Source organism: Xenorhabdus sp. SGI240, from assembly GCF_040081915.1.
GTDB classification, from domain to species: domain Bacteria; phylum Pseudomonadota; class Gammaproteobacteria; order Enterobacterales; family Enterobacteriaceae; genus Xenorhabdus; species Xenorhabdus bakwenae.
The window spans coordinates 12626-34980 of sequence record NZ_JBEBMB010000031.1 but is presented as its reverse complement, the minus strand read 5'-3'; the positions used below and the strand labels follow the sequence as shown (position 1 = coordinate 34980).

General features: G+C 44.7%; 11 protein-coding genes and 3 tRNA genes. 5 read left to right on the top strand and 9 right to left on the bottom strand.

Annotated elements, in window-relative coordinates; translation table 11 throughout:
• Positions 1–466 precede the first annotated feature (466 nt).
• Positions 467–925, top strand: coding sequence for a cysteine desulfurase sulfur acceptor subunit CsdE (gene csdE / locus ABLA76_RS08555; protein WP_047771211.1), 459 nt, complete (start codon positions 467–469; stop codon positions 923–925).
• A gap of 6 nt (positions 926–931) precedes the next feature.
• Here csdE and tcdA read toward each other — a convergent pair whose 3' ends face one another.
• Complete coding sequence (gene tcdA / locus ABLA76_RS08550; protein ID WP_348987598.1) at positions 932–1744, bottom strand: tRNA cyclic N6-threonylcarbamoyladenosine(37) synthase TcdA; 813 nt, start codon at positions 1742–1744, stop codon at positions 932–934.
• Positions 1745–1819: 75 nt separating this feature from the next.
• Positions 1820–2923: a murein transglycosylase A gene (gene mltA / locus ABLA76_RS08545; protein ID WP_348987601.1), complete on the bottom strand. Its 1104-nt coding sequence runs from the start codon at positions 2921–2923 to the stop codon at positions 1820–1822.
• Positions 2924–3141: 218 nt separating this feature from the next.
• Here mltA and ABLA76_RS08540 point away from each other — a divergent pair.
• From ABLA76_RS08540 to ABLA76_RS08530, 3 genes are all read left to right on the top strand, one after another.
• Positions 3142–3218: transfer RNA gene (locus ABLA76_RS08540), tRNA-Met, on the top strand.
• A 125-nt stretch (positions 3219–3343) separates the two neighbouring features.
• A tRNA-Met gene (locus ABLA76_RS08535) sits at positions 3344–3420 on the top strand.
• A gap of 68 nt (positions 3421–3488) precedes the next feature.
• A tRNA-Met gene (locus tag ABLA76_RS08530) sits at positions 3489–3565 on the top strand.
• Positions 3566–3784: 219 nt separating this feature from the next.
• On the opposite strand, the gene amiC is transcribed toward ABLA76_RS08530, so the two are convergent.
• Positions 3785–5032 carry an N-acetylmuramoyl-L-alanine amidase AmiC gene (gene amiC, locus ABLA76_RS08525; RefSeq protein WP_348987600.1) on the bottom strand — a complete coding sequence of 416 codons (1248 nt, stop codon included), beginning with the start codon at positions 5030–5032 and terminating at the stop codon, positions 3785–3787.
• 239 nt (positions 5033–5271) lie between these two features.
• Here amiC and argA point away from each other — a divergent pair, with 239 nt between their 5' ends.
• Positions 5272–6603, top strand: a complete 1332-nt coding sequence (gene argA, locus ABLA76_RS08520; protein ID WP_047771206.1) for an amino-acid N-acetyltransferase — start codon at positions 5272–5274, stop codon at positions 6601–6603.
• A 66-nt stretch (positions 6604–6669) separates the two neighbouring features.
• Here the strand turns inward: argA and recD are convergent, their stop codons facing one another.
• The 6 genes from recD to ABLA76_RS08490 all read right to left on the bottom strand — a co-directional run bounded on the left by recD (position 6670) and on the right by ABLA76_RS08490 (position 20906).
• Positions 6670–8577, bottom strand: coding sequence for an exodeoxyribonuclease V subunit alpha (recD, locus tag ABLA76_RS08515; protein ID WP_348987599.1), 1908 nt, complete (start codon positions 8575–8577; stop codon positions 6670–6672).
• Positions 8578–8582: 5 nt separating this feature from the next.
• Positions 8583–12233, bottom strand: a complete 3651-nt coding sequence (gene recB, locus ABLA76_RS08510; RefSeq protein ID WP_348987597.1) for an exodeoxyribonuclease V subunit beta — start codon at positions 12231–12233, stop codon at positions 8583–8585.
• Positions 12230–15115, bottom strand: coding sequence for a pitrilysin (gene ptrA / locus ABLA76_RS08505; RefSeq protein WP_348987596.1), 2886 nt, complete (start codon positions 15113–15115; stop codon positions 12230–12232). The genes recB and ptrA overlap by 4 nt, the downstream gene beginning before the upstream one ends.
• Positions 15116–15134: 19 nt before the next feature.
• Positions 15135–18557, bottom strand: a complete 3423-nt coding sequence (gene recC / locus ABLA76_RS08500; protein ID WP_348987595.1) for an exodeoxyribonuclease V subunit gamma — start codon at positions 18555–18557, stop codon at positions 15135–15137.
• 1002 nt (positions 18558–19559) lie between these two features.
• Positions 19560–20030, bottom strand: coding sequence for a hypothetical protein (locus tag ABLA76_RS08495; RefSeq protein WP_348987594.1), 471 nt, complete (start codon positions 20028–20030; stop codon positions 19560–19562).
• Between the two features lie 618 nt (positions 20031–20648).
• On the bottom strand, positions 20649–20906 hold the full coding sequence (locus ABLA76_RS08490) for a helix-turn-helix transcriptional regulator (protein WP_285808683.1): 258 nt from the start codon (positions 20904–20906) through the stop codon (positions 20649–20651).
• Between the last annotated feature and the right edge of the window lie 1449 nt (positions 20907–22355).

Sequence of the window (22355 nt, the reverse complement as noted above, 5' to 3'; positions counted from 1 at the left end):
GTCGAGCATCGCGTTAAATTAATAATTAATTATTCTTTTGCAACTCCAAACCAAATGAAATTTTAGTAAGTTCATATAATTAACCCGACTTCTGGATAAGAAATTGACAAAAAGCCTGTTCCAAGAGCAAAGTTTTGCTGCACACCAAAGTACCTGTCTAACCCTGAGCTGGCAAAAGGGTTTGCGCGAGTGGTGTTTGATATGTTGAAAGGGGCTTGAGTTTTTAGTTGCCCAGGAGTGGTTACCGGCGCATCCTCAGAGTGGAAAGAGATCAACATTATCATTAGCGCACTGGAAGCTGAGCTGGCGCGGATCGATGAGAATATGAAGATCGTCCCTAAGAACCTGATGGGTTATTTTGCGCCCAACCAACACAAATAACTTTAGCTTAAAAATATAACTGCTATGATCCTGAAACCTCATCCAAAGGAAATCAGCAACAAGCCCACGGTAAGATAAATAACCCATGACACAACTCTCAGACACTATCCTGGCTCCGCATCCATTTGGAACCGAAATCACGCAGCAGCAACTTATTGAAAACTTTCAGCCATGCAAATTGTGGGAAGATCGTTACCGGCAGCTAATCAGTCTCGCCAGAAAGCTGCCTCCTCTAGCAGATGAACTAAAACAGCAAAATATCGAAAGATCCGGCTGTGAAAATCGCGTCTGGTTGGGGCATCAACAACTTGCTGACGGCCGATTGCATTTTTATGGCGATAGTGAAGGCCGTATCGTCAAAGGATTATTGGCAATCTTACTGACTGCCGTAGAAGGCAAAACCCCGGAGCAGATTGTGCAAACGCCTTTGGCCGGGCTATTCCAACACCTCGGCCTGGAACAACAACTCAGTGGCTCAAGGCTCAATGGCGTGAAAGCTCTGATAAATACCCTTCAGGAAATAGCGAACACTTACATTCATTAGGTTCGCTTAAAGCGCATTTTCCCGTTCAGCTTTCGCCACCATCTTTTTCAACGCGTGGGATACCGCAACAAAACCAAAAGTCGCCGTAACCATCGTTGCGGCACCAAAACCAGAAGCGCAATCCATTCGCTTGGAACCCTCCGCAGTACTTTTGGCAGCACAAACTGTGCCGTCAGATTGCGGATAAACTAACTGTTCCGTTGAAAAAACACAGTCAATGCCTAACTTGCCCTTGCCGTTTTTTACGACGCGATAATCCGACTTCAAGCGCTCTTTCAATTTCGCGGCCAATGGATCTTGCACCGTTTTCGCTAAATCCACCACCTGGACCCGGGTAGGATCAAGTTGCCCACCCGCTCCGCCAGTTGTCACGAGCGGGATCTTATAACGACGACAATAAGCCAATAACGCCGCTTTTGGTCGTACGCTATCAATGGCATCAATAACATAACTGAACCCTGTGGACATCAATTCAGCCACATTATCAGGGGTGACAAAATCGTCAATGCAAGTGACCTGACACTCAGGATTGATTGCTCGTATCCGTTCTGCTATGACTTCCGTCTTTGGTAAGCCCACATTCTGTATCAAGGTGTGCAACTGGCGATTGGTATTGGTGATGCAAACATCATCCATATCAATCAACGTAATAGCACCAATACCGGTGCGCGCCAGCGCTTCTGCCGCCCATGAACCCACGCCGCCAATGCCGACAACACAGACATGGGAACGGGCAAATAATGAAAGCGCTTTCTGGCCATATAACCGCGCTGTACCAGCAAAACGCTGAAGATAAGCATCAGAGAGAGAAACTTGCATTGTTAAATAAATCCTGCTTAAAACCTACCTCTATTGAGATAGGTTATCGATTGATGGTTTGAACTGGCGGGGATCTTACTGGTTTGCCGTCAAAAAACCAGATGATGCTTTCTTCAATACCCAAACACGACCATAGTGATTATAAAAACCTGCCATTTCACCCGCTTTCTCGCCAACACCGTGATAAATATCAAAATGGTTCCCTTTGATGGCACCACCAACATCCAGTGCCACCATCAGATGCATCCGATACTGGCCGGTAAATTTACCCTTTTCATCCAGTACCGGCACTTCCGCCAACAATGCTGTTCCGGGCGGGATTAATGATTTATCAGATGCTACCGAGGCTTTTGCAACAAGAGGCACTGCGCTGGCCCCCCTCACGAGGGTATAGGATTCAGGTTTAAAGAAAACAAATGAAGGATTCTGCTCAAGCAACTCTCTCACTTCGGCTTCGCTGTGCTGTTCTCCCCACTGACGGATAGCTTTCATCGACATTTTTTCGCCCGGGACTTCGCCACGGTCGATCAGCACTTTGCCAATACTGCGATAGGCATGTCCATTTTTCCCCCCATAGCCAAAAAAGGTCAATGGACGTCCATCCCCAAAATCGACATAGCCACTTCCTTGTACTTCCATCATAAAATTATCCATCAGGGAGTTACTGTACCCGATAATAAATTTCTTGCTCAGGGCACCTTTATATATCTCTGCACGACTTGGCAAGCGGGAACGTAAGTGAGTTGGCATTCGATACAGTGGATATTTAAACTCCCCTTGCCGGGTATGTCGTGCTTGCAAAACAGGCGTGTAATAACCGGTAAACTTCACGTTGCCGTATTTATCTTCGCCTTCCATCTGATAAGCCAGTAAACCGAATGCAGTTAAATCACAGGTATCACCACCGGACAGCATCCAGTGCTCAATGGCACTAAATAATTCACGGTTATTGTCATAAAGACGAGGAGAAGCTTTGCTGATATACCCAATTTGGGTGGCAAAGTCTCTGGCATTAACGGGAGAGCCTTCGGCATTAGGGGTATTAACCAACTGGAGGTTTTGGCTAATTCGCCCATCCTTATACTGCTGTGCCTGATCAGTGGGTCGAAAATGGCATCCCGCTAATATCGAAATGACACATCCAACTAAAAGATATTTACCCCAAACTCTCATATTAATACCTTATCTCTAGCCATCACTTACTCGGATCACGAACAATATCAAACACTAATCAATAATGATATGTAGTTAAAAAATAGCTTGCTGTTTCAACCCAGTTTATAGCGCAAAAATAAAACGATAAGTCCACTTTTAAACCAAAAAACAAAAAAATTAGTCACTTTCAATAAAAAAACTTGCAACCTCTCCGTTCCAGAGTATAGTGTGCCGACATCGAACGCGGGGTGGAGCAGCCTGGTAGCTCGTCGGGCTCATAACCCGAAGGTCGTCGGTTCAAATCCGGCCCCCGCAACCAATTCGATTAGATGTCGTTGTCGATATGATGTAGCATCGACACGCTCTGGTAGCAAAAGCAGTAAATAGTGTCATCATTGAATATTTGCATTCACGATTAATTATCAAGATATGTAAATAAACGGACGCGGGGTGGAGCAGCTTGGTAGCTCGTCGGGCTCATAACCCGAAGGCCGTCGGTTCAAATCCGGCCCCCGCAACCAACACTTTATGATGATATTGCTCAATATTTGCATTTACGATCAGTTATCAAAATATGCAAATAGACGGACGCGGGGTGGAGCAGCCTGGTAGCTCGTCGGGCTCATAACCCGAAGGTCGTCGGTTCAAATCCGGCCCCCGCAACCAATTTTTATTTGTCATTTTACCGTCACAACTTTTTCCCCGTTTTTATTTCACAGCTTGTTCGCTGATCCCTTTATTACTTTATTTCCACTGATTTTAAAATCTATGTTTAAACATTATTTCATTCCGATTTAAACATGAATGTAAAGCCAATAACCATCATTGCACCATCAGCAATAAATTCTTGCTGGTATTACTCAATAGTTTATCAAGGCGAATATTTCACCGCCTCGCCAATTCAGCGCCATTTTTGAAATACGCCTTGATGCCCGCAAAAATGGATTCCGCCACTTGTTGCTGGAATTTTGCTGTCTTAAGTTTGCGCTCTTCTTCCAGATTACTGATAAATGCCGTTTCTACCAAAATGGAAGGGATATCTGGTGCTTTCAATACCGCAAACCCCGCCTGATCGACGCTATTTTTATGCAGTTTATTGATTTTCCCCACCCGCTTGAGCACTTCTTTACCAAATTTCAGACTATCATTAATCGTTGCGGTTTGAACCAAATCCAGCATGGTATGATCCAAATATTTATCGCCGCTTTTACTGACTCCACCAATTAAGTCTGCCTCGTTCTGAGTTTGGGCGAGAAAACGGGCCGTATTGCTGGTAGCCCCCTTAGTGGAAAGCGCAAACACGGATGACCCCCGTGCAGAGCGATTGGTAAAGGCATCCGCATGAATAGAAACAAAAAGATCAGCGCGCATCTTACGCGCTTTTGCCACTCTCACCGTCAAGGGAATAAACACATCTTCATTGCGCGTCATGTAAACTTTCATGCCCGGCTCACGTTTGATGAGTGCCTGTAACCGACGGGCAATCTGCAACACGACATCTTTTTCACGAGTTTTATATTTCCCAATCGCCCCAGAGTCTTCACCACCATGACCGGGATCGAGCATAATCACAATCGGTCGGTCTTTACCTGCCTTGCCGGGTTTGCGTGTCTGTGCAGGCAAATGCTGTTCTAAATTCCCACTGTTGTACTCTTCAAGCAGGGCCAATAAAGGATCATTATCCACATCCGCAGCCTTTTGGGGATACAGATCGAGCACCAGACGATGTTTAAACTTTGCAATTGGCGGCAATGTGAAAATATGCGGGGAGACGGGCTGTTTGATTTCAAAGACTAAACGTACCGTTTTAGGATTAAATTGCCCTGCCCGCACTAATTTTAAGTAAGGATCACGCCGCTGAACCTGTGCCCCCATACGGCTCAAAATACTGTTAAGCTGGATCCCCTGCAAATCAATGACAATACGATTAGGGTTTGCAAGCGAAAACTGGCGGTATTTAAGTGGAATATTAGACTCCAGCGTCACTCTGGTATAACTTGATGCAGGCCAAATACGAACAGCAATAACTTTTGCAGTCGCTGCATAACCTATTGGGCTGATGCTTAATAACCATACAGCGGCTGCGCCTTTCAGCAGGCGACGACGTGAAATATTATGGCCTGAATGACTCATCATTTATTCCATTTAAAAACAACCAAACGCAGTAATCTTTATCAAACATAATAGTCAGGCAGGAACTCTAATTAATTAGCAAACTTCTGTCATCAAAAAATGTATTTTTTGATAACCTGGTTTATTTATACCAATATAAATAATAACGTTATTTTTATCCATGTTTCCTCTTGCCATTTCCCTTCAAAAAGAATAAAAATACAAAAAAATCGAATAAAAATTCAATCAGAGAGGGTTTCATGAAAGAACGCAGTACCGAATTGGTTGAAGTCTTACGGCACTCGGTGCCGTATATCAATGCACATCGAGGTAAAACCTTTGTCATTATGCTGGGAGGTGAAGCCATCGCCCATGAGAATTTTTCTAATATCGTCAACGATATTGGATTATTGCATAACCTGGGCATTCGTTTAATCGTTGTTTATGGTGCCCGTCCACAAATTGAACAGAATATTGCCGAACACCATTGCCAATCGATTTACCACAAACACACCAGGGTAACCGATGCCAAAACACTGGATTTGGTCAAACAGGCGGCCGGCTTATTACAGCTAGAAATTACAGCACGCCTTTCTATGGGGTTAAATAATACCCCATTACAAGGCGCTAATATTAGTGTTGTCAGCGGAAACTTCGTTATCGCCCAACCTTTGGGAATCGATGACGGCGTCGATTATTGCCACAGTGGCAGAGTTCGCCGTATTGATGAGAAAGCAATCAACCAACAACTGGATAATGGTGCTATTGTGCTGATTGGGCCAGTTGCGGTTTCCGTTACAGGAGAAAGTTTCAACCTCACTTCCGAAGAAATTGCAACACAGCTGGCGATCAAATTAAAAGCAGAAAAATTAATTGGATTTTGCTCATCTCAGGGCGTACTTGGTGCCGAAGGTGACACTTTATCAGAAATGTTTCTTAATGAAGGCGAAGCTCACCTGCACAAATTGGAAAACTCGGGTGATTATCATTCAGGAACCGTGCGTTTCTTAAGAGGCGCGATTAAGGCCTGCCGCCGTGGCGTCCGCCGCAGCCATTTGATCAGTTATCAAGAAAATGGCTCGTTGGTTCAGGAACTCTTTTCCCGCGAAGGTATCGGCACTCAAATAGTGATGGAACGTTCCGAACAGATACGTCGCGCCAATATTAATGATATTGGTGGCATTCTTGAACTTATTCGCCCATTGGAGCAACAAGGTATTTTGGTACGTCGTTCACGTGAACAACTGGAAATGGAAATTGATAACTTCACCCTGATTGAACTCGATAATATCACTATCGCCTGCGCTGCCCTATATTCCTATCCCAATGAAAAAATTGGAGAAATGGCCTGCGTTGCTGTACATCCAGACTACAGAAACTCTTTCAGAGGTGAAATTCTGCTAGATTCAATTTCTAATCAGGCGAAACAAAGAGGGTTGGAAAAACTTTTCGTACTCACAACCCGCAGCATTCACTGGTTTCAGGAGAAAGGTTTTAAGCCCGCCGGAATAGATATGTTGCCCGTGGAAAAACAAGCGCTGTATAACTATCAGCGCTGTTCCAAAATTTTGATGCTGGATTTACAGGCTTGATGAAGCTTGTTGACGTCAGGCTAACTATAGACATCCCAGCCATATAATCCTTGGCCACATTGCATTTTATTGCGGGTTGAACCAATCTGCCAACCCGCTCCGCCGCTGTGTTACTGTAGCCACTGCTTTATCCCAAACTGGCTTATTGGCATAAATTGTCAATTTTTCCCTCGCCCGCGTCAGTGCGGTATACACCAATTCCCGACTGACTATTGGTGAGTGTTGGGTCGGTAACACCAAGGCCGTATGTTCAAATTCAGACCCTTGAGATTTATGCACTGTCATCACATAAGCCGTTTCATGTTGGGGCAACCGGCTTGGCTGAAATCCTTTAATCTGTCCATCAGACAACTGAAAATAGGCTTTCAGTTCATTATCCTGATTTTTGAGCATAATCCCGATATCTCCGTTAAACAATCCCAGGGTGCTGTCATTACGCAATATCATGATAGGGCGCCCGACATAACCACGGCTCTCTGCATTTTTGGGCAGGGTAATGACGCCTTTCCTGTGCAGTAATTGTTCCATTCGCTGGTTCAGTCCCGTAACACCAAAGGGACCTTCCCTTAACGCGCACAACAATCGAAAACGATTAAACGCCGCCAAAATGGCTTCTTCCGCCATCCGTTCATTTGCCATGGTTAAATACTGAGAGTAACCCGCAGCGGTTTCTGTCAACAGACGCTGATAATCTTCATCCGCGGCAAGTGGGTAAAAATCAACATCGGGAAAAGATTGATTCAGCACTGCCGCGACGCCTCTGCGATCCCCTTGATTCACAGCCGATGCCAATCGGCCAATGCCGGAAGCCGAGTTGAAGCGATAACTTTTGCGCAGCAGACACAGGCTATCCCGCACGGCAGGCGTATTTTTATCGGAATGTAAGGTGGAATAAGAGGTTAACTGACATCCCGTTAAGCGCTCCAATTGTTCAGACCGCTTGGCGCTATAACCTTGTTCAGCAAAACGGCAAATATCGCCCAATACCGCTCCGGCTTCAACCGATGCAAGCTGGTCTTTATCCCCCAAGAAAATCACTTTTGCCCGTGGCGGCAAAGCATCAACCAAATGCGCCATCATCGGTAAATCCACCATTGAGGCTTCATCAATGATCAAAATATCAAGGGACAGCGGATTATCACGCCCATAACGCAGTTTCTGGCTATCGGGTTGCGCCCCCAGTAAACGATGGAGAGTTTGCGCCTGCTCTGGGATGCTATGCCATTGTTCTGGCGTCAAATCGAGTTTCTTGACCGCTTCCCTCAGCGATTCAGTTAATCTGGCCGCTGCCTTACCGGTTGGCGCAGCTAATTGAATACTTAATTTTTTCCCTTCATGCAACTTGATCAAGGCCGCCAACAATTTAGCTACTGTCGTGGTTTTGCCGGTTCCTGGCCCACCAGAGATCACTGAAATACGGCTCGTTACAGCCACGGCTGCCGCAACTTTTTGCCAATCAATTTCTCCTTCAACAGTGACACCAAAAAGCGCATCCAAAATGCGACGTAACTGGATTTCATCAACCGCCGTTTGATCATGGGAAGATTGAGCAACAGTCTCGGTTAACGCCACCGCAGCAAAAAAATCCGCCACCCTCTGTTCACTTTGCCACATGCGCTGTAAATACAGGCGGTAATCATTCTCCCTTTGATGGAAAAGGATCACCGGTGCCGGAGTTTCCCCCATACTGACCGCCGGACACGCCTGTAAAACAGCCAGAATTTGCTGTTGATCGGGTTCTCCGGCCAAAGACCAAAGCGATGCCGCTAACTCCGGCTGCCTGCCTTCAAAAAAATATTTTGGCGAAATCCGCGCCAATGGCAAACAGACATGCCCCGCGCCCGATTCAGCGCTTAATAAGGCCGTAATCAACAGTAACAGAGGATTTTCATCCTCAATCATCGCATAAGCAAACTGCACATCCAAAGGGCGTAGCAGCTTCTGGCTCACCGCCTGTTGCAATAATGACATCATGGAATTCATACGCTTTTTTCCTTACCAACAGCACTGAAAAGCGTATCCAGTTCGTCAATAAATTCAAAGGGAGGCAAGTAGGAATAAATACCATGCCCCGGGTTATCTTTATCAATACCCCGCAGAAACAGATAGATCACGCCACCAAAATGGCGGCGGTAATCATAATGAGCTAACCGATGACGCAAATAACGGTGCAGCGCTAAAGTATAAAGCTGATACTGGAAATCGTAACGATGCTCTATCATGGCTCTTGCCATCGCCTCTTGCGTATATGACTGGCTGTTCTCACCTAACCAGTTTGATTTGTAATCCACGACGTAAAACTTATCTTGCCAGCAAAAAACCAAATCAATAAAACCTCTTAACATGCCTTTGACTTGATGAAAGGATAACGGAGCACATTGCGCAGACAGCGGATCATAACGACGGGCTAGTGCATCCATTTCCTTTGCATGTAATAGCTTATCTATTGGCAGGTAAAACTGCATTTCACTTTGCTGCCGATGACGAGGCACACCGACAAGTTTCATTCCTTGCTCATTCAGCTCTGCGCCCAGAATATCCTCTACCCACTGCTCCAATATGGGTGCCCAGTTTTCATCAAATCCTGACGCTGCCAGTTTTTCCACCAGCCACAACCGATCCGGAGGATTGCCGAAATCCAGATCTTCTAAAATACTGTGCAGGAATGTGCCCGCAGACGCCCCTCGCGGAAAAGTATGCGGCGTCATCTGTAACGATTGTTCTTCCTGCTTTTCACCACTCGCTTCAATATCCAGCTTCGGAGCAATGGATTGCACTATCACATCAACTGATTCCCCAAATGTCCCCGCATAAATGGAGGAAGTGGCGTGGGAAGCGGAATATTGTAACCCCGAATAACTCGTCACCCGCCAGTCATCCCGCACGGAACGTTGCAATTTTCGGGCTTCCAGCGACAGCGTATTTTCACTTTGGGGGCACCATTGCAAGTCAGTGGTATCTCCCGCTTGCCTTATTTCTATGCTGTCATCACAAAGCGCATTCAGGCTGTTAACCAGTAATTGTGCATCCCCTTTTTGCCCCTTTTGTAGCAGGTATCCAAGGGCAGATAAGTGCAAATCAGTATCACCTGCTTTTCCTCTATTCCCTTTGATAAGCGGGGCTACCCCGATGCTACAGTGATAAATCGAACGGGTTAATGCAACGTAGAGCAAGCGTAAATCCTCGGCCAGACGTTCTTCATCAGCCAGCTCCAAAGCTTCTTTCAACGCTTCATCATCATGAGAAAGATTAAGACAAGCCTCAAAGTTATGGCGATCATGATACACCGCCAGTTTCTGCTTCCTGTAACCACAAACAAAAGGCAAGCAAACCAACGGATACTCCAATCCCTTAGATTTATGAATGGTACAGATCTGCACCAGATGTCGATCACTCTCCAGCCTCAGTTGCTGGCTTTCTGATTGCGGATCCGGGCGTGAAATCTGTTGTGCCAGCCAACGGGCAACAGCATGTTCGCTATCTAGTTGTTGAGATTCCGCCTGCAACAACTCACCAATGTGCATAACATCGGTAAGCCGGCGTTCACCGTCATCACCGGCCAGCAGATTTTCTGCTATCCGGTATTTCGCCATGACTGCCCGCAACATGGGTAATACGCCACGAGTACGCCATAAACGGGCATAGCCATCAAATTCATCAACCAGACGATCCCACGCCCTTTCGTCGTTATTCAACTGGTCAATTTGTTGTGCACTTAAGCCAAATAGACTGCTGGCTAACGCACTGCGCAATTCGCGCGCCTTTTCCGGCGCCAATACTGCCTGTAACAACCACAGCAAATCTTTCGCTTCCGGGGTATCAAACACACTTTCCCGGTTGGAAAGATAAACCGAAGGTATTCTCAGTGCGTTCAATTCTTGACGGATCAATGCGGCTTCCCGCCGATCACGCACCAACACCGTAATATCTGTCGCCATCACCGGGCGGCTTGCTTCTGTTGGTTTATTTTTTGCCTGATATAAAAGCGCCTTTCCTTCTTGCCCTGCCTGCAACCAATCCCGTATTTGGGCTGCACATTGTCGGGCCATAGTTTGCTCATATTCCCCTTTGGAAACACCATCACCCGACTGTAACCAAAATCGTAAGGCAGCTTGATCCTCACCATGTAAGGAAAATCTCAGCCCACGATTTTTCTCTGCGGCATTAACGTCAAGAAATGGGATTTGTGCAAACAAAAACGGGAATTCCGGGCGGGAAAACAGTTTATTGACAGACTGCACCATTGATGCAGAAGAACGCCAGTTTGTTTCCAGCGTGTAATGGGCTTTAACGTGAGAACGAGCGCGAATGTAAGTAAAAATATCGGCCCCACGAAATGCATAAATCGCTTGTTTGGGATCGCCAATAAACAATAAGCCCGTTTCGTTTTCAGCCCGTGCATTTTCTGATTGATGGCGATATATGGCCTGAAAAATACGATATTGTTGTGGGTCGGTATCCTGAAACTCATCAATCATTGCGACGGGATAGCGCTGCCGAATGGTGGCTGCAAGCTGCTCCCCTCCTGCACGCCGCAAGGCACTGTCCAAACGGGTCAGCAAATCATCAAACCCCATGTAACCACGGTTCAGCTTCTCCTGATTAACCGACTGGCGAACTTCAACAATCGCTTTGGAGAGGATGATATCTTTCAATGTCAACGGGTGCTGATATAAACCCTCAATTGCTGCAAACAACGCATGCTGCGGAGCTTCCCCTTTTTTAGTCTTTTCTAATAAGCGTGATTGACAAAATTTATCCAATTCTTTGGGCAACAGGTAACCTTTGGTGGGTGATTTAGCCCACTCAGAAACACTATTCAGCCAGTTAGGTAAATGTTTTTTGCTGTAGCTACGTTTATCCACATCTGAATTAGTAATCAGTTCCTCTAACCCGGAAGCGGCATCATTCCACTGGCGTTTTATCACCTCAATCTGCTCAATAATTTTTTGATGGCGGCTAAACAGCGTTTCATCACCATCAGGGGCATTAAGGATATACGGCATATCCCCGTGCAAATAGTCTGAAATATCTTTCAATAATGCTTCCGGCCCATTCCATATCCGGCTGACTTCCGCTGCAATTGGCAATGGCAGGGGATAACAGTGACGGCGCCAAAAATCAGCACAGCCTTGTTTGCGTAACTGGTTTTCATCCTGAATTAAGGTCTGATCAAACAGGACACCAGACTCAAAAGCATTGTGGATTAACATGCGCTGGCAAAAACCGTGGATGGTATAAATCGCCGCCTCATCCATCTGGCGTTCAGCGGCTAATAACCACCCGGCCGCACTTTCTTTATCAGGAATTTCATCCAGTAATTGCTGATAGATAGGATCGCTAGCCGCTGTTTCTTTCCGTATACAAGCCAAGCGGAGTTGGTGGATGTTTTCACGGATACGTCCACGCAATTCATCCGTCGCCGCTTGCGTAAAAGTAACAACCAGAATCTCTTCAACACTCAGCGGACGGGAAAAGGCGGCAGAGCCACCCAATCCCAGTAATAGCCGGAGATACAACAAGCCTATCGTGTAAGTCTTCCCCGTCCCTGCGGACGCTTCGATCAGCCGCTGACCATACAGCGGCAGAGTTAACGGGTTAAGCTTATGAGAGGGTATTTCTTTGCTCACTGAGCATTCACCTTAATCGGTAATTGTTTCTGGAAATCTGACACATAGTCGTAAGTTTTCCAGCCTTTCAGCACGGCATATTGATGAGCCGTCCCTTTTTTCCCTGTAATTTGGGAAACCAGCGCCAATCCCTGACGTTTAAGCACGGCTTTTTCATAAAACGCAATCATCTGCGCTTTGGTGGCTTTCTCCATCGCTGCGATGATTTTCTCACGGGTATCAAATTTGAAATTATTACGCCCAAAATCTGCATCAAAGCGAGCCACTTCTGAATAGAAAGTCTGTGGCGGCTCACGCATTTCTATTAGCAATGATTTTTTATACTGTTCAAACTCAGCATCAGACATCGCTTTCAGTGCTTTCTCAGCCTGTTGATAGAAGCTCTGGTAACGTTGATGCAGGTAATCCGGTTGCTTGCTGTTACTTTGCAGCAAGAAACCCAATCCCCACTGTTTACCGATATTTTGGTTGAAAGCAAAAACCGCATAACCAAGTTGTTCTGTCGTCCTCAATTGATCATAGAACCACGGTGACAAAATGCGACTCAGCAAACTGGAATAAACCGATCCCCGGATACGGTCATACCCCGTTGGAATAAAGATTTCTTCCAGAGCGTTATCCGTGCTATTCGCCGTGCCAGTGAAATTAACCGCATAATGCCGATCAATGACAAGGTGCTCGCCAGTCCACCATACCGTTCCCTGGTTAGCGAGCTGCTTCTGTGCTGATTGAACGATATTAATACTCTGCTGTTCAGTGAAATTACCGAAGACCAGGGCCTGTAGTGCCGAGTGTTGGATCATGCTCTGACGGTAGTTGACAATATCGTCAACAGTGAGGATATCCAACTCTTTCAATTTTTCTGCCGGTTCAAAGTAAGGCACACCAGAGAGGCGGGAAATGGGTTGCATCGCCATCTGAAAAGCCTTGCTATTATTGGCGACTTCCATCTGTTCCCGATACCACGATTTCGCCTGATCCAGTTCTTCCTGGGATGGCGTAAACGAAATATATTGATTAATTGCTGAAGTTAACAACGCGGGTAAGTGCTGCGTATAACCATTGACGCCGATTTTCAAACCATCAACATAACCGGTATAAACCCCCATTCCCCCAACCGATGCCTGATAACTCAGTTGATCAAGTGCCAGTCCAGACAAATAGCTCAATAAAGTATCTGAAACCTGATCTTTGATGTTTTTCAATCCATTCGGATTGCGCATCTCCAATGCAATACTGCCTTTAGGTTCATCCGCAAAATATTGGCTCGGCATATACAGCAAGCGAACATTTGGCTTTTCCAAAATCATTTTAGGGTGTTTTTGGCTATCCGATGTTTTAACCAGGGATAAATCATCAGGAATATAGGGATTCAATTCAGGCAAAGAGAATAAGTCTCCCTGTTCGCGTTTTTTCCATTCCGCCCGCTGTCTTGGCGTAATTTTATTGACCTGGTACGGTGCCTGCACAAAGTAAGCTTCTTTGTTATGTGGCTCGGTTGGGCTGATAAACCAGATACGCGCATTTTCCGGCGTTAATTCGTCCAGACGGCTAGCTATCGCCTTTGGGTTGAACGCATTTGCAACATAACCCGCATCCAGCACATGGGATATAGGTAATACCAGCATGGCATCAGACAGCCCTTCGATGTAGTTCATATTGCGTACGATTGATGCATACTGGAACGACAAATTCAGGACTTTATCCATTTCATCGAAATAACTCTTGTTGATACCCTGTTGTTTCAGCAGATTAATGTAGGAAAAGATGGCTGCGATAACTTGATCACGCTGTTCAAGGCCCTTATCCGTGAGTGAAACATAAATATCAAACGTCCCGGAATTACCATCCGTTTTGGGATTTGCCCCGGCATCGATACTTTCGATTAATCCCTGCTTTTGTAACCAATCAGACAAGGTATTTTGGCTGCGATTGCCAAGCAAATACCCGACATAGGCGTCCGTCTTACTGCGAAAATCTGCGCTGTTGTCAGCAATGCTAAACTCCAGTCGCAACGCTTTGTAAGGTTGTGCGGGCACATAATGGATAATGGTGCCTTTTTCTTTATCTGTGATTGCCGGTACGGTAATGGCAGGCACCGAAGCATGTCGGTTCGGAATACGGCCCAAGGTTTCTACCGCAATCTGAGCCAATTTATCGATGGATTGATTGCCATACACAACCCCTTTCATCAGATTAGCGGAGTAATAGCGTTGGTAAAAATCGATCAGGGCTGTCTGTAACTTGCTGTCGGGTTTATCTTTCAGTGTTTCTAAATTTCCGCCGGCAAAGCGGGCATTCGGGTGAGCCGGATTGATGGTCTCGGAACGAATTTGCCATAAACGATGCCCTTCACCCGCACGCGCGATGGTCATTTCATTATCAACGGCATGACGTTCACGATCAGCATTGACTGGCTCCAGCAAAGGTTCAGCCAGCGCATCCGCAAGGCGGTCAACCGCTTCTGTTAAAGCGTCATTTTCAACTTCCAGATAGAATGCGGTACGGTTGGCATTGGTACTGGCGTTACGGCTTCCACCATGTTTTTGCAAGAATTCAGCAAATCCGCCTGCTTGTGGGTAACGTCTGGAACCCATCAATACCATGTGCTCAAGATAGTGGGCCAGACCAAGCTGATTATCTGGATTTTCCATATGGCCAACCGGAAGAGACACGGCAGCCAATGATTTAATCGCTTTTTCATCAGCAACCAGCAAAACGGTCATGCCATTTTGCAATTTAATCGCTTTATATTGACGCGGATCGCGATCACTTTTGTGGATCGTATCTGGCAATGGCTGCCAAGGCGATTGTGCATGTGCAGTAACCCCCAAAAATAGCAGAAAGAGCACCGTCATGATGCGGATAAGACATTTAGGCATAACCTAATATTCTCCCTAATTATTTAAATAATGATCCATTGGAATAGCGTGCTATCGGCAGTAAATAACGCTGAGTTTCACGCTTCATTCGCTCCAAAAGTGATTGATCAGCTTGCCGGAAAGCCCGTTGTACGTAATGATCAACGCTTTCCCCTTTTCTGTCATGTGTTCCTAACCAGTGTTCCATTAATTTATTTTCAGCACTTTGTTGAACCTCTTCACGAAAATCGATTTCACGAGTTTCTTTATCAAAACAGTCAACTAACCATGCCCAACCGCTTCGGCAAAATAAGGGCAGAGGTTCAGACATACCTTGAAAATAGCCCTCTACCATCTGGTTCAGATAGTGTTTCGCCTCCTCCGGTTTTAACGGTAAGAAACGATATTCTGACACCTTTTTATCTTCCTTCTCTTTTTTTCCCTTTTTACCTGTTCCATACATGCGGCTTTCACTACTTCCACCTGAAAGACAATAGGCAAGGTGCTCAATCCATAATTGGATACCATCATTGGCCGTTAAGTTCGCTGGGCGCCAACGTAAAATGCCATCAGACTGCACCTGACTGATTCTGCCAGCCAACATCACCGTGTCTAATGGCTCATATAAGTCAATAGAAGAAGAGGCTGTTCTCTCTTCACGCACCCTGGAGGCCAAAGGCTGCATGGATTCCAGTTGCTCCAGCCAGTAAACTTCACCAAAGGAACCATATGGCAGCCCTCCCGACGCACGGAGGTGGTAAAACAGAGACTCAGGTGCTCCCTGTTCAATCAGAATATTTAACAACAGTTGGTTAAATTGATAACGTTGCAGGTTATCCAGCACAAAAGGTTCGTCTTCAGGTAACTCCATCTCTTCAATGACAAAATGCACCTTCAGCCTTTGCTGAAAAAACGCCCGGACAGGGTATCGATAAAAGCGGATCAGTTCATCTAATGCAACTTCTTTTACCTCACTGCGATCAAACGCAATCGGCTGACAAAAATCAGGGGCTGAAACACCCTGTTGTGTCGCAGCTGGCAACCATTCTGCGGCATAACTTTGTAAGTGATGGGCTGGTAAGAAATTTTCTGTCGCAAAAGGCACACGGGTATGCTGTGACAGCAGATGTTTTCTGACATTGTTGGCACTGTCATCAACATTCAACATTTCATCGCCGGATAAGCAAAAACTCTGGCAAATATAATCCAGTAACTCGTTAACCAATACCGAGGGATTACACTCAGTATCATCGCGGATCGATTTGCCGATATAGCTAATATAAAGAAATTGTTCAGCCGAAACTAACGCTTCCAGAAAGAGATAACGGTCATCGTCACGCCGTTTTCTATCCCCACGCTGAGTTTTTTCTGCCATCAGATCAAACCCAAGTGGCGGGATAGTACGTGGATAAACTCCATCATTCATTCCCAACAGGCAGACAACCTTAAAAGGAATGGAACGCATAGGCATCAGAGTGCAAAAATTGAGGGAACCGGCCAAAAAGCGCTGGCTTATCTTTTCATCATCCAGACGAAGCGCCAGCTCATCGCGCAGCAGCACCAAAGGGATGCTTTCGGCATAATGTGCATTCAGTCCATTATCAACTACTTTTTGCCATTGCTGCGTAATAAGCGTCAGAACCAGTTCAACTTCGTCATCCGCTACAAAAAAAGTTTCCAGCAGTTGCGGACATACAGCCAACCAATCCGTCAATCGCTGTTCTTCACTTAAAATTTTACGCCAGCGATTCAGTGCCATTAAAAACTCAGCTAATTGCCCTGCCAGTTCGGCGGCAAGACCACTGGATTCATCATAAGGCAAAACATCATTCCACGGCCCGGCATGGCTATCCATCGCATAACCCAATAGCATACGCGTCAGGCCAAAGCGCCAGGTATTCTGCCCTGTAGCGGGCAACGATAATGCTTCAATATTGTCATCATCCAGCCCCCAGCAAATTCCCGATTCTTTTACCCAACGCCGTAATAAACGCAACCCTTCTTCCTGAATCGAGAATTTGTTAGCTAAAGCAGGGACTTCCAATAATGCCAGCACCTGTTCTGCCGTAAACCGACTCTGCGGCAAATCCAGCAAGGTAATAAATGCCTGCAAGACAGGATGCGCCTGACTAACTTTACGGTCAGAGATGGCAAAGGGGATATAACGATCATCGGGCGCATTACCAAAAACAGCCTGAATATAGGGGGCATAACTATCGATATCCGCCATCATCACAATGATATCCCTCGGTGTCAGTGAAGGATCATCATCCAATAAATGCAGAATTTGATCCTGCAATACTTCGATCTCCCTCTGCGGACTATGGCATGAATGAAAAGACAGTGAGCGATCTGCCCCATCAAATGGGCGCTTTTTCCGGCTGTTTTTAAAGGAATTGTCGGTAGAACCAATCTGGGCGTGATCTTCAAGGTTAAGGATATCTCGCTGAATTTGGTGCAAGACAGAATCAGGTTCTAATTCAACAAAAGCATGAATATCGGAATCTGGCTCCAATTGTGACAGCAGGTAGAGGTGATCCCTTCCCAATTTTCCCCAAGATGCCAGCAATGGGTTGTTCAGATCCTGTTCTCCTTCTGCATTAAACAGCGATGGCACCTCTTCGGGGTTTTTGAATCTTTCCAACCATTGTTTGCTTTTATAATGTTTTGGCTTACGGCTAGTTAACTTAGCAAGAAAGGCATAACTCTGGATATCGCCCCAATAATATTGGCATGGATTTGTGAACATAAGATGAATATCAATATGTTTACCTAATGCCTTCAATACTTGCAGGTAAGCGGGAGGCAATACAGATATGCCACAGATGAAAATACGCGAGGGAAGAGCCGCCAATGGAAAATTCCCTGCTTCCAACGTCGATATAAATCGTTGGTATAAATTGGCGCGGTGCCACAAAGGTTGTTGTTGCTGACGGGTATATGCTGTCAGTTCAAACCATAGCCTTTTTTGCCATAACTGGTTGCTGCCCAAGGCATCAATTAATTGCCCCTTTTCCCAGCTTTCCAACCATTGGGGGCGATAAACCAGATATTGGTCAAACAGATCGGCAATTCGGCCAGCTAACTGGTGAATTTTGCGTTTATCAATATCTTGATCAAGATAATGCCTGAGTGCTGAAAACTCCGGTTCCGTCAACAAATCGGGCAGTAAGGTCATCAGCTTCCACTTCATGGCATCCTTGCTGAAAGCACTGTCTTTGGGAATATCAGGCAACACTCGGGTAAACATCTGCCAGATAAAAGTTGCTGGCAGTGGGAACTCCATGTTCGCGGCAATACCCAATTTTTCTGCCAACTGAATTTGCAACCACTGTGACATCCCCGGGCTTTGAACCAAAATCACTTCTTTGCCAAATGGGTCAAAAAGGGGATTTTCCCCGATTAATTTCGCCAGCAACTCTTTAAGAAGATCGAGCTGATTTGAATGATAAACTCTAAACATCAATGCTCCCACTTGAATAGAACAAACCAATTAACACATTGATATTAAATTATATTTATAATTTCATTATCAAATCTATACAGATTTCTATACAAACTAAATCATCGCTAGGGGATTTTCATCTTGTCTATTTCCCTAAGACATCATTACTCTAATAAATCATTGCATATAGTGACATGCCATCCAAGAATAACCCTCTCTGTAAACTATCCGTTATTTTGTCACGCCTCTGTTTCAAACAATATCGTGATTTTTCACTACTGCGATTTGAAATATTAGCAGTGGTTAATCAGCTCGCTTCAAACGTAATAATAGCAACCGAAAGATATTTTTCATCTGACAGGTTGCCCTCTTAAAGAGAGATTGGTTATTTTGCAGGGATCAATAAGAGTTGTGCAAATAGGCTACCGGATTAAATCGGGTAGGCCGATTCATCAGCTAAAGTTTCAGCCGATGACTGGCAAGCCAAAGTGTTATTTCACATCTTGGTAATAACCTAATGATTCATTTGAAGACGTCACTTCGGTCTTACGGTGTAATTTAACGTCTCGGTGCTGGTTTCGTCCATTGATAGGTCGTGTGGTCATTCTACGGCGGTAACGTTCTTTAGCCTACAACGTCTGCGTTACTCCCGTTCTGATTGCCAGCCTATCCCGTCCAGTGAGTGATTGTCCTTTCTGGTAGGCTAATTCCATCATAACAGCTTTTATCGACTCTCGGTTTAACATGGCTCTCCCTTAAGGTGTTGCGATTATCGCTATACCTTGCCTGTACGGTACGCATTATAAACCGTTCTAGTACATACCTGCTTGTGTACCGCTATCATGTAACAAAGCAAGTCACATCAAAAGCCAGTAATAACACTGATGCTGAATTAGATTGAAATAATGAAACAAGTCAGATAGAAGTCAAGTTTTGACAGGTTTCAATGTTAACATTTGTAAATATTCCGAGATTCCCATTTTGGCTAATATGGCATATATGATTTAGTGTGCACGATAATCACTTATGATTAAAATAATCTGAATATATTTTATACACTGCGGATAGGTGTACTCGAATATCCTGATTACCTACCAATAAATAAACATGCCCCAGATTATCTCCTGCACGAGAGAGGCCAGCCCTTGCTCCTTTCACTATTGTTGTATCTGGTGCTGATTTCTTACGAAAGTGCTTAGTGTGATTACAAAGCTCACGGATTATTCTGTAATCTTCTGATTTAAATAGCAGTTCTACAAATTTTTTTGCGATTTTATCATCATTTTGACTACCTTCTTTCTCAATCCATTCCTGTAGGTGAGAAAATGGAAATAATGCATCTAATAATGTGCCTGTTGACGGGGTACTTAAATATACTTGATACTTACTTTCTAAGTGCTGAAACATATCTTTCGATGTTGCTATCTCAAACAATCCTGACATATCAGAAACCCTCTTTAATTTAACGCTATTTATTGAATTAATTAACATTCACCTAACCGGATATTCTATTATCAAATTAAGCATCAGAAAAGTATTAGGAAATGTTAGGATTCTTCTTTTTTAGGACTGTCAAAAACATCATTCCTTAACATGCCTTTAAATCATCACAGTTCACGCTATAGCTTTTCTATAATCGCCTGTCTCACGGAACTCTGCACGGTTGCCGCGTGTTACTCTGCTACCTTTGATGTGGTTGTCCACGGCATCAATAATGGATTGCTCACAGGTCACAATAAGCCGTGTTGTCGGTGTGCCGTTAAAATAGCGGTTAGTCTGCTTTTTGGTGCTTGTTGCATATATCTCCTCACGCGAGCGTACTGGTCGCTAAATCATCATAATCATAGTTTACCATCCCGGTTTATGCGTTGGCGGTAAGTATGATCATTGTTGTTTCGTCTATTGCCAACCGATTAGTCCTCGCTCTGCTGCTTTCGATACCTTTCATCAATATTGTCAGTACGCCAAAAGTTCCGAAATGGTGGAAAGGTAGAGGTGTTTTTCGTTGGGATCTATTGAGATGGTAGAGAAAATGTTACTACTAGTTAGTGAGAAGATACCCCGCTATGGCTATCTTCCCAATGTTGTTCAAGTAGGTATTGACTAATTTTATGACTTATTGCGAATCTTACGTTCAATTAGTTGACCACGTTGATCAAAATAACGACTAGGCCAGATCTCAGAAGGATGTATTTCGAGATAGTTAGCGATGATCCATTCGCCTTTAGGCCACTGCCTGCTGAGTGCATTTGCTAAGGTTGATGAACTGAGTCCGGCTTCACGAGAGAGAGCTGCTAAGGTTGTACCACGTTTACGTAATGCGGCGATAATATCGGCCTGATGCCAATCATTTCTAACGTTATTCATTCCTGCTACCCCTTCCATTAATTAATATTGATGGTGGCGATTCAGACGGGGTTCGCAGTACCGGGACACTCGTCCGGCGAGACCGAAGTCTCCCCCACCTGAACCACCATTGAAAAGGCGATAACAGGCACACTGGTAGAAACATCCTACCAGTGGAGTGTCTTTAAGGCTGCGAAACCTTACCACTAGATTTTGCTAATGGCGGGAATACTTTAACTAATTGTTTTACCTAACACAATAACTGAACGACTAAGTTTAACGGTTATAACGTCTATCAAGCGTGCACAAACTCAGAGGAGAATACGGACGGCTAAATCAATCTTTGTTGTTTGTTCTCGTTCGTGATCGCTTCGCTATCCGTATTTCCCCTTTGTTTTTCATACTAATTTTACTCATTTCGAAACATTTTCCCTGCGTGTCGGTTAGGTTCACCGTTCCGTGGTACGTCAGATAATGTGTATACAGGGCGAGGGTTGCGGTGAGTTTTTGCAGGAGTTCGCTACGTGCTCTGCACGGCGGTGGAGTACTCCCCATTCAGTGCCTGATTAGATCAGGATGAATGCCTCATTATTCGTAACGTGTGATATCTCCTTTCTTTACAGCATCAGCCTGTTTAAGGCAATGGGTGAAAAATAAACGAAATAAGTAAACTAAGGTAGAAAAATACCAATGAAAAGTAGTGACACTGAGTAAAACGTGGTTCAAATCGTTCGTAAAGCCAGACCGGACATGCTCTGGACGTTGACGCTTGGCCGCGTCACTTGGTAATCGCTTCGCTTAAACTCAAGTGACGCGCGAAGTTTTCGGGACGTTTATCGTGCGTAAATCAAAGCATGAGTAAAAATCGTGCAAGGACAAATAGTGATAGTAAACGTGGCAGGGTTACTGCTCTATGTGTGTGATAAACCGGTTCAATTTAACCGGGTAACTTTCATCGTCAACTGTGGGTTATGTGTCTGACGATATCTGCTTCCAAAAGTGCGCAGATGTACCGCAATCTTGCTCTCCCTTTCAGGCTACGGGAGTTTTTAAGCCATTTTTAATGGCCGCTGCCCATCTGTGATGGTAATTAAACAAGTTTAGATTAGCATTTTTTTGAGCTATTGCAATTAAATACTACTAATTAGAAAATATTATTGATGAATTTTTCACACAAGTAATTTACCTGACACTCCGCAGCTATATCTGTAATAGTTTGATCTTCAAGTGTTTATATGAATTTAACACATATATAATTAAAAACATAAAATACAATGGATAACCATTGTACATGTTACTGGATATGATGAGAATAATATATTCTAATTTGGTTATAAAATATTAAGCTAAAGTATTTATATTCAGGTATATTAAATTTTATCTCAGGCTTACTGATAGTAAAATGAACCTCCTATTTTTCACTATAGAGGTAACAGCTGTTACCTGTTTATTTTTCTTTGATACTATTAA

Bases quoted from the DNA above. Each gene is read 5' to 3' on its own strand.
- csdE (WP_047771211.1), top strand. From the start codon at position 467: ATGACACAACTCTCAGACACTATCCTGGCTCCGCATCCATTTGGAACC.
- tcdA (WP_348987598.1), bottom strand. From the start codon at position 1,744: ATGCAAGTTTCTCTCTCTGATGCTTATCTTCAGCGTTTTGCTGGTACA.
- amiC (WP_348987600.1), bottom strand. From the start codon at position 5,032: ATGAGTCATTCAGGCCATAATATTTCACGTCGTCGCCTGCTGAAAGGC.
- argA (WP_047771206.1), top strand. From the start codon at position 5,272: ATGAAAGAACGCAGTACCGAATTGGTTGAAGTCTTACGGCACTCGGTG.
- recD (WP_348987599.1), bottom strand. From the start codon at position 8,577: ATGATGTCATTATTGCAACAGGCGGTGAGCCAGAAGCTGCTACGCCCT.
- ptrA (WP_348987596.1), bottom strand. From the start codon at position 15,115: ATGCCTAAATGTCTTATCCGCATCATGACGGTGCTCTTTCTGCTATTT.
- recC (WP_348987595.1), bottom strand. From the start codon at position 18,557: ATGTTTAGAGTTTATCATTCAAATCAGCTCGATCTTCTTAAAGAGTTG.
- ABLA76_RS08495 (WP_348987594.1), bottom strand. From the start codon at position 20,030: ATGTTAATTAATTCAATAAATAGCGTTAAATTAAAGAGGGTTTCTGAT.
- ABLA76_RS08490 (WP_285808683.1), bottom strand. From the start codon at position 20,906: ATGAATAACGTTAGAAATGATTGGCATCAGGCCGATATTATCGCCGCA.